The sequence below is a fragment of the Antarctobacter heliothermus genome, from assembly GCF_900188425.1.
GTDB lineage: Bacteria > Pseudomonadota > Alphaproteobacteria > Rhodobacterales > Rhodobacteraceae > Antarctobacter > Antarctobacter heliothermus.
Genome location: NZ_FZON01000056.1, coordinates 20,777 through 27,897, shown reverse-complemented (window position 1 = coordinate 27,897; position 7,121 = coordinate 20,777). Strand labels below are relative to the sequence as shown.

The 7,121-nt window shown below is 65.6% G+C and carries 7 protein-coding genes; all 7 read right to left on the bottom strand.

The window, feature by feature from the left end; translation table 11 throughout:
- Positions 1–752, bottom strand: a 752-nt coding sequence (locus tag CHB90_RS20975; RefSeq protein ID WP_089279784.1) for a major capsid protein, incomplete at its 3' end; no start/stop codon positions are given.
- A gap of 38 nt (positions 753–790) precedes the next feature.
- Positions 791–1,171 (bottom strand): head decoration protein, encoded by a 381-nt coding sequence (locus CHB90_RS20970; protein ID WP_089279783.1) that lies wholly within the window; start codon positions 1,169–1,171, stop codon positions 791–793.
- Positions 1,172–1,276: 105 nt separating this feature from the next.
- Entirely contained in the window at positions 1,277–2,695 is a 1,419-nt protein-coding gene (locus CHB90_RS20965) for a S49 family peptidase (protein WP_089279782.1), read from the bottom strand.
- Positions 2,695–4,212: a phage portal protein gene (locus CHB90_RS20960; RefSeq protein WP_089279781.1), complete on the bottom strand. Its 1,518-nt coding sequence runs from the start codon at positions 4,210–4,212 to the stop codon at positions 2,695–2,697. The genes CHB90_RS20965 and CHB90_RS20960 overlap by 1 nt, the downstream gene beginning before the upstream one ends.
- On the bottom strand, positions 4,212–4,421 hold the full coding sequence (locus CHB90_RS20955) for a phage head-tail joining protein (protein WP_089279780.1): 210 nt from the start codon (positions 4,419–4,421) through the stop codon (positions 4,212–4,214). Before CHB90_RS20955 ends, CHB90_RS20960 begins: the two co-directional genes overlap by 1 nt.
- 10 nt (positions 4,422–4,431) lie before the next feature.
- The gene (locus CHB90_RS20950) at positions 4,432–6,474 is read right to left on the bottom strand and encodes a phage terminase large subunit family protein (protein ID WP_089279779.1); all 2,043 of its coding nucleotides are present in this window, start codon (positions 6,472–6,474) and stop codon (positions 4,432–4,434) included.
- Positions 6,422–6,976, bottom strand: coding sequence for a hypothetical protein (locus CHB90_RS20945; RefSeq protein ID WP_089279778.1), 555 nt, complete (start codon positions 6,974–6,976; stop codon positions 6,422–6,424). The genes CHB90_RS20950 and CHB90_RS20945 overlap by 53 nt, the downstream gene beginning before the upstream one ends.
- Positions 6,977–7,121: the final 145 nt, after the last annotated feature.

Below are 7,121 nucleotides of genomic sequence, written 5' to 3'. Positions count from 1 at the left end.
TATTCCTCGAAGAGGATGCCCGCGAAGGGGAAGGCGCGGCGCATGTCCTCGCGCAGCGGCTGGCCGCCGGTGGCTGAGAAGAACTTGTAGGCGTCTTCCGTTTTGGGGTGGCTGATCAGCTTGTCGAAGAACTCGGAACTGACCAGTGCATGCGCGGTGATCATGGTCTCGCCCAGCAGGTTGTCCTCGATGGCGCGCAGGGTGGTCCGGACCTTGGTCTGGATGTTTGTCGCGGCCGTGCCAAAGACGAAGTCGACCGAGATCTGGTCGAGCCCAAACTCGGTGAAGTAGTTGTAGAGCGTGGTGCCCGCACCATCCTTCACGATGCCGCGCAGGGCGTTCATCTCCATATATTCGCGGGTCTGGGCGTGTTTACGACGCATGAGCGTGAGCTTGCGGTTCATCACCTCGACCAGCGGGTCGGTGGCATCGGAGACGCCCAGCGCGGGCATGCCCTGAATATCCGCGGGCAGGATCACATCGTCATGCGGGATCCAGGGCAGGGCAAAGCTGCGCATGGAGCGGGCCTCGCGGTTGCCGACAGTGGCCGGGGCGCCCAGCGGCACTGAGGGCAGGAGGCTCAGAACACCTTCGCGCTGTTCGATGACGATGGAGCGCTGGGTGACGCCCTCGAAGTGGAACAGGCCGATCTGGCCTAGGCGGGTGTAGAGGTTCGGCAGGATGTTGATGGCCTGCGTCATCTCGGCGAGCGAATAGCCGCCCGCGTCAAACGGGTTGCGGGTGATGGTCATGGGGGAACTCCGGGGAAGGGGGGATGAGCGCGGGCGGATCAGGCGGTGTCGCGCGCCAGGATGCCGAGGCTCGCCAGCTGGCCGATCTTGGTGGTGATCTTGGCGGCGTCATCGACGGTGGCGTCATAGGCAAGAGCGGCGCGTGAGACGATGGCAGGTCCTCGCACCACCACGATGCCGGTTGCATCAGCCAGCGTCGCATCGACAGCATAAACCAGTACGGCGGCGGCGGTCTGCGCGCCGTCGCTTCCGCCGCTGGTGGCCAGCTTGTACTTGCCGCTGGCAGTGATGCGCCCGAGTACGGATCCGACGGGATAGGCTGTGCCGGTGAGCAGGGTGACTGTCTCGCGGGTATAGTTTGGGTTGACGTCATACTTGAGGACATCGCCCATCGTGGCGGGCTGGGTCAGGACGGGCATTTCGGGGCTCCATGCAAAAGGGGAAAAAGACATCCCCCGCCGGGACGGTGCGGCGGGGGATCAGTCGGGCAGTTGGTTTTGTGTCTGGCGGGTGTGTGCCGTGCGTCAGCCGCGTTTGCTTGCTTCCGCAGCGCGTTTCGCGGCCGCAATGATCGGGCTTTCCTTCGCTTGCGGAAGCGCGGGCGAAGGGGGTGCAGCGACGATGTCGCGTGCATCGGCGGCAGCACTTGCCTGCTCAATCAGCAGCCGACGCAGGGCCTCGGGCGTGGTGCCCTCGCGAAGCGCCTTTGCCGCGTCGATGGCAATGCCGAGCCTGCCCGCCTGCGCCGCGATCTCGGCAATCTCCGCCGCTGCCTCACGAAGCTCAGCCGAGAGCTCGGCCAGATTGCCAGGCTGCGCCGTGGTGGGAACGGGCAAAACTGCCGCGGGATGTGAGGGAGACGTTGCGGCGGCTTCATCTCTCGGCGCATCTTTGGCATCGGGGAGGCCGTCCTGGGGATCAGATGCCTCATCGGTGGAGTCCTGCGGACTGTTGTTCGCGTCGTGTTCGGTGGCCATGCGTGCCTCCTTTTTGGAGTGGGGAATGGATGCGGGTTGCGCGCGCGGGAGCGAAAGGGTCGGTGCGCGGGTCACAACCTGCCGGAAACTGGCGAACCCGTGCTCAAGGTCGGTGACTTCATCTGCGAGGCCTGCGGCGACGGCATCTGCCCCGCGATAGGTGGCGGCCTCGGTGGCCAGCGCGGCCTCCTGGCTCATGCGCCCGGCGCGGCCGGCGGCGACCGTCTCGGCGAAGAGGACCCGCAACATGTCTATCTCGCGTTGGATGCCGTCGCGAACTGCCGCGGGCAGGGGCGTGTAGGGATTACCGTCGATCTTGTGAGATCCTGAATGGATCAGCGTGACTCGGAGCCCGTCCTGGTCCAGCTGAGCGCTCAGATCCGCATGCATCACCACAACCCCGATGCTGCCCAGCGCGCCGGTGCGTGGCAGCAAGATGCGGTCCGCCTGAGAGGCCAGCGCGTATCCCGCGGAAAAGGCGTGTTCGGCGACAAAGGCCCAGACGGGCTTTGCAGATCTAATGGCGCGAATGCGATCAGCCAGGTCGAATACACCAGCAACCTCGCCTCCAAAACTATCGATTTCCAAAGCGATGCCACGCACGGCTGGGTCGCGGCTCGCTGCTTCGATCTGCGCCGCAATCCCCTCGTAGCTGGTCTGGCCCGATGACTGGCCGATCCAACCCCCGCGATGGATCAGAACGCCTGCGATCTCGATCACAGCGATACCGTCCACCACCGGATACGGTGCGTTACCATGTTGGCGATCATCGTCGAGCAGGCCACCGGCCAGGATGCTGGCGCGGGCGGCAGGGAGGGCGCTTTCCAGAACGCCACCCCCATCCGTCACCTCGACACTCCGCCCCAGGATGCGCGGCCCAAGGCCGGAGAGGAAGGCCATGGCCTTGGACGGCTCAACCAGCAATGGTGTGTTGAAGGCGCGCGCGGCGATGCGGGCGTGGAGCATCAGGACTGGTCCTCTGCTTCGCGCGGACGGTCTTCCGCAACTTCAGTCTCATCAGTCTCATCTGTCTGGTCCGTGTCGTCCCCCTGGACCGGCACGGCCTGCACCCCGGGCGCGGGTGAGCCCGGGCGGCGAAAGTCCAGCCCCAGTACGCGTTCGCGGTCACGTTCTGCGGCGATCTCGCGGTCGACCTGTTCGGCGTCATAGCCGCGCTCGGCGATGGCCTGCGTGCGGGACTTGAGACCCGCCTCGATCTGGGCGATCTCGGCGTTGGCGTCCTTCAGGGGATCGACCCAGTCCCACTTTGTGGGGAGCCAGTCGGCAGTCAGCAGCCGCGACCGATTGGCCTCATATCGGGGCAGGGACAGCGCGCCCGACAGAACCGCCGCATCCATCCAGCGCCCGTAGACGGGACGGCAGAGCTGATAGACCATGACCGAGTGCTGCCAGGCTGAGACACGGCGGCGGAACTCGATCAGAGCGAGCCGCGAGTTCGAGAAGTTGCCCTTCACCATGTCGTTGGCGAGATACGGATAGGGGATGCCCAGCGCAGCCGAGATCTGCAGCAGGGTCCGGTATTGAAACGGCTCGTAGGTCCCGCCGCTGTCAGCAGGCTGACCGACGGTGACATCTTCCCCCGGATCGAGCCGCACGATCTGGCCTGGGCTGATCTCGACACCGGCGGGTCCGTCTTCGTCCTCGGGCGGCGCGAGCGGGTTCTCCGGTGCGGGGGAGGTCACGAACATTGCGTACATCGCCGCGACCTTCTTCCGATCGAGCTCGGCATCGTCGTATTGATCCAGCAGGAACAGCTTGACGATTGCAGGAGTCAGTTTCGACACCCCGCGCAACTGACCCCCTTCGACAGGATCGATCACATGAATGATCTCGGTGGCTGGCACGCGCCCCACCTCGCCCGAGAGCCCCGGATCTGTACTGTCACCCGGATGTCGGCGCAGGAAGTGATAGGCCACGCGCCGCCCAATCCGGTCGAACTCAATGCCCTGGCGGATGGTATTGCCGTTCGCGGCCACGCCCGTCTGCTCCAAAGGCAACATCTCGGCGGGCAGCATCTGAAGCTGCAGCGGCACGGTCAGCCCGTCGCTGGCGCGTCGCGGACGGATGCGGAAGAACACTTCGCCCGCGATAAAGACCTCGCGCGCGGCGCGGCGCTGGAGTCCGTAGAAATCGGTCAGTCCTTCGGCGTCCGCCTCGTCGGTCCAGGTGAGCCAGAGGCGTTGGAGCTCTTCCTTGCGCGCGGCATCCGCGATTTTCGAGATTGGCTTGATCCCGTCGCCGACGGTATTGGCTGCCCAGCTTTCCACCGCGTTCACGGCATAGCCGTTGTTGCGCACCAGCCAGCGGGCGCGCGCAGTGATATCGGGTCCGCTGGCCGCGATCAGCGCATTCACATGCGCGCGGGTCGCGCGGAACCCACGCAAGCGGCGATGGTGCTGGCCCGCGTCGAACCCGCCGATGAAGGCTCCAAGGCGCTGCCGCCAGTTGGAAGAACCGCTCATCACAGATCCTTCACGGCGAAGGGGCGCAGGATACGGCGGCTGGTATTTTCCAGGGCCGCGATCCTCCGTTCAATGTCACCGATCGCGGCCGCAAGTTCCGCGTCCGAGCCATAGGTGACGGTCTTGCCGTCATAGCTGACGCTGCGCGTGCCGCTGTAACGCGCGGCCAGCAGGGCGCTGTGGCGGATCTTGAACTCGTCGAGGGTCAAAAGGGTCTCTCTATTCCATGTATCTGGGCGTGCTGATCTTCCAGCCGCGTTTCCGTGGCGCCGTGATCTGCCCGGCCTGGGGTTCGGATGGGGTGTCGGTCTCAGGTCTTGGGGCCGTCACGGCGGTTTCCACGCCAGCCTGTTTCTCCAGCTGTCGCCACATTCGTTCGTCAAAGCGATCCGCCCCGAGGATCCAGGCAGCCGCACGGGCATAGACCCGGGTGTCCAGGGCCTCGTTCCGTTCCCGCAGCTTCTGCCATTCCTGCCGGGCATAGCCGCGCCGGTCACGGATGGTGACCAGTTGTTCGCCCACCAGCTGCTTGAGCCATTCGCTGTCGGCCCAGTCCGGCAGGTGGATTGTGCCGGGCGGGTGCGGTGCGTCCGGCTCCGAGGGCCGCTCCAGCCGCAGATACCGATAGGTCTCGGCCTTGAAGGTTGCCGTGGCCACGCTCCAGAGCCGGGCACCACGCTTCAGCTTTCGCCCGTTCACAGTGGCGTCGACAAAGGTCGGTCCCGAGACCGGTGTTGCCCGGTTGAACCCTTCCAGCCCTTTCACCGGAGCGACCTGCGCGATGCCCTGCTTGCGCGCCCAGGCGTAGACGGCTGCGGACTCGTAGCCGGTGTCGATCGCCAGTTTAGCCAATGTCATGACCGCGCCATTCGCATGTGTCCAAGTCTGACCGAGAAGGGCTGTCAGCTTGTCCCAGCAGGCGGGATCGTCTGGCCCGCCCGGAAGGACGATGTGATCGACCAACCAGCTTTCAAGCCCACGCCCCCATGCCCAGACATCAACCTCGATCCGGTCCTTCTGCACATCCGCCCCGGCGGTGAGGAAGAGACCTCCCACCGGGATCTGTGCTCCAAAGGCCTCGCGCCGATCGGCCAGCCGCTGCCATTCCGGGGCTTCTCCGCTCTCGATCCAGGTCTCGCCCAAGAGCGTGTTGCGCGCCGCGCGCAGCATCTCGTCCGAGCCTTGGGCCGCCAGCCAATCCCGCGCGATCTGCTCCCAGCTCTTCCAGCCGATCGGCGAATAGAGCGCCGAGAGATGGAAGCCGATGGCTTTCGGGTCGGTGGCGCGGGAGGTTGCCCGCCAGTCGCCCCGCTCCAGCATCCCGGTCTTGTGGTGCTCGGCGATGGGCCGCTCGCAGCCTTCGCAGTGATAGGTGGCGGTCTCTGGCCGCCGCTTCTCCCAGCGCAGGCGTTCGAATTGCAGCCATTGCATCGCCCCACAATGCGGGCAGGGCACGAAGTACCGCCGCTGGTCGGAAGCTTCAAACTCCCGCTCGATGCGCGACAGGCCCCTAATCGTCGGGGTCGAGACCATGAAGACCTTGCGCCGATGCGCAAAGGTGGTTGTCCGGGCTTCCGCCAGCGTGACCGGGTCGCCTTCCTCATCGGCCGATGCCGGATAGGCGTCGACCTCATCGAGGAAGATGTAACGCGCCGGCATGGATCGCAGGCCGGTGGCCGAGTTTGCGCCCGTCAGCACGAGGATGCCGCCGGGAAACTCCTTCGACAGCATCGAGTTCCCAGCATCGCGCGACCGCGCCGGTTGTACCCGCTCCCTCAATGCCGGGCTGTCCTCGATCAGCGGATCGATCCGGCCCCGCGAGGTTCGTTTGGCCATCTCCACCGTGGGCAGCACCGCCAGCATCGGACCGGGGGCGTGATGGATGACAAAGCCGATCCAGTTGTTGCCGGCCTCGGTTGCGCCGACCTGCGCGGCCTTCATGAAGCTGATCCGTTGCGCCGGGTGGCTGGGCGACAGCGCATCCATGATCGCCCGCAGATAGGGCGTGCGCGCGGTGCGGTATTGCCCCGGCTCGGCAGAGGCCCGCGACGACAGTTTGCGGTGTCGATCGGCCCATTCCGAGACCGTCAGATCCGGATCGGGGCGCAGGCCGCGCCGCCAGGCGCGCAGGATATCCTCGGCGCCGTCAAAGCCGAGGTCGAGGCCTTGGCTCAGATCCCCGTCGGTCAGGTCGTTGTGTCGGTCTTCTTCATCCAAGCGAGACCCTGAGGTCGGCGAGGGCGTCGAGCTGCTCTCGGACATGGGTTTCCAGCACCCTTTGCAGGATCGCGGTCTCGATCGTCATGGGCGTCCCGGTTGCGTTCTCCATATCCGCGGACAGTTGTGCGGCCATCAGCGCTGCCACACGGGTGGGCCATGTGACCCAGACATCGCGCTCCTGCCGGGCGAGGCGAAACACCAACGTCTCAGCCCGGGCCCGGTCGACCAGAACACCCTTTTTCTTCTGGATCGACAGCTGGCGTTCCTGCGCCTGGTAGACCGTGAGCGCCGTGCGCGCCTTCAGATAGGAGGTGCTGTCCCCGGGTCCGGAGACGCCGCCACTCTCGCTGCTGCTGGCAAACCCGCCCCGCGCACGCATCTGCTGGTCCGGGTCGGTTGCCGCGCCCCGGCGCGCATCCGAGGCCACCGGGTTGATCGATCCGTCTGGATACAGCACCAGCCGCCCGGTTTTGCGCGCTTTCTGCACCGCGCCGCGCGAGAGCCCGGAACGGGCGGCATAGGCGCGCTCAGACAGACCTTCCATGGCGCTTGGCGTGTCCTCAACATATTGGCAATAAACAGGAATGACGCTCTAATTCAGTTGATTGCACTCCCCGATCACGCGAGTCTTCTCCTGAGAAGAGGGGTGCATCGCGCGCCCCTCAGAGACGGATTGTAGAGAGCCATGC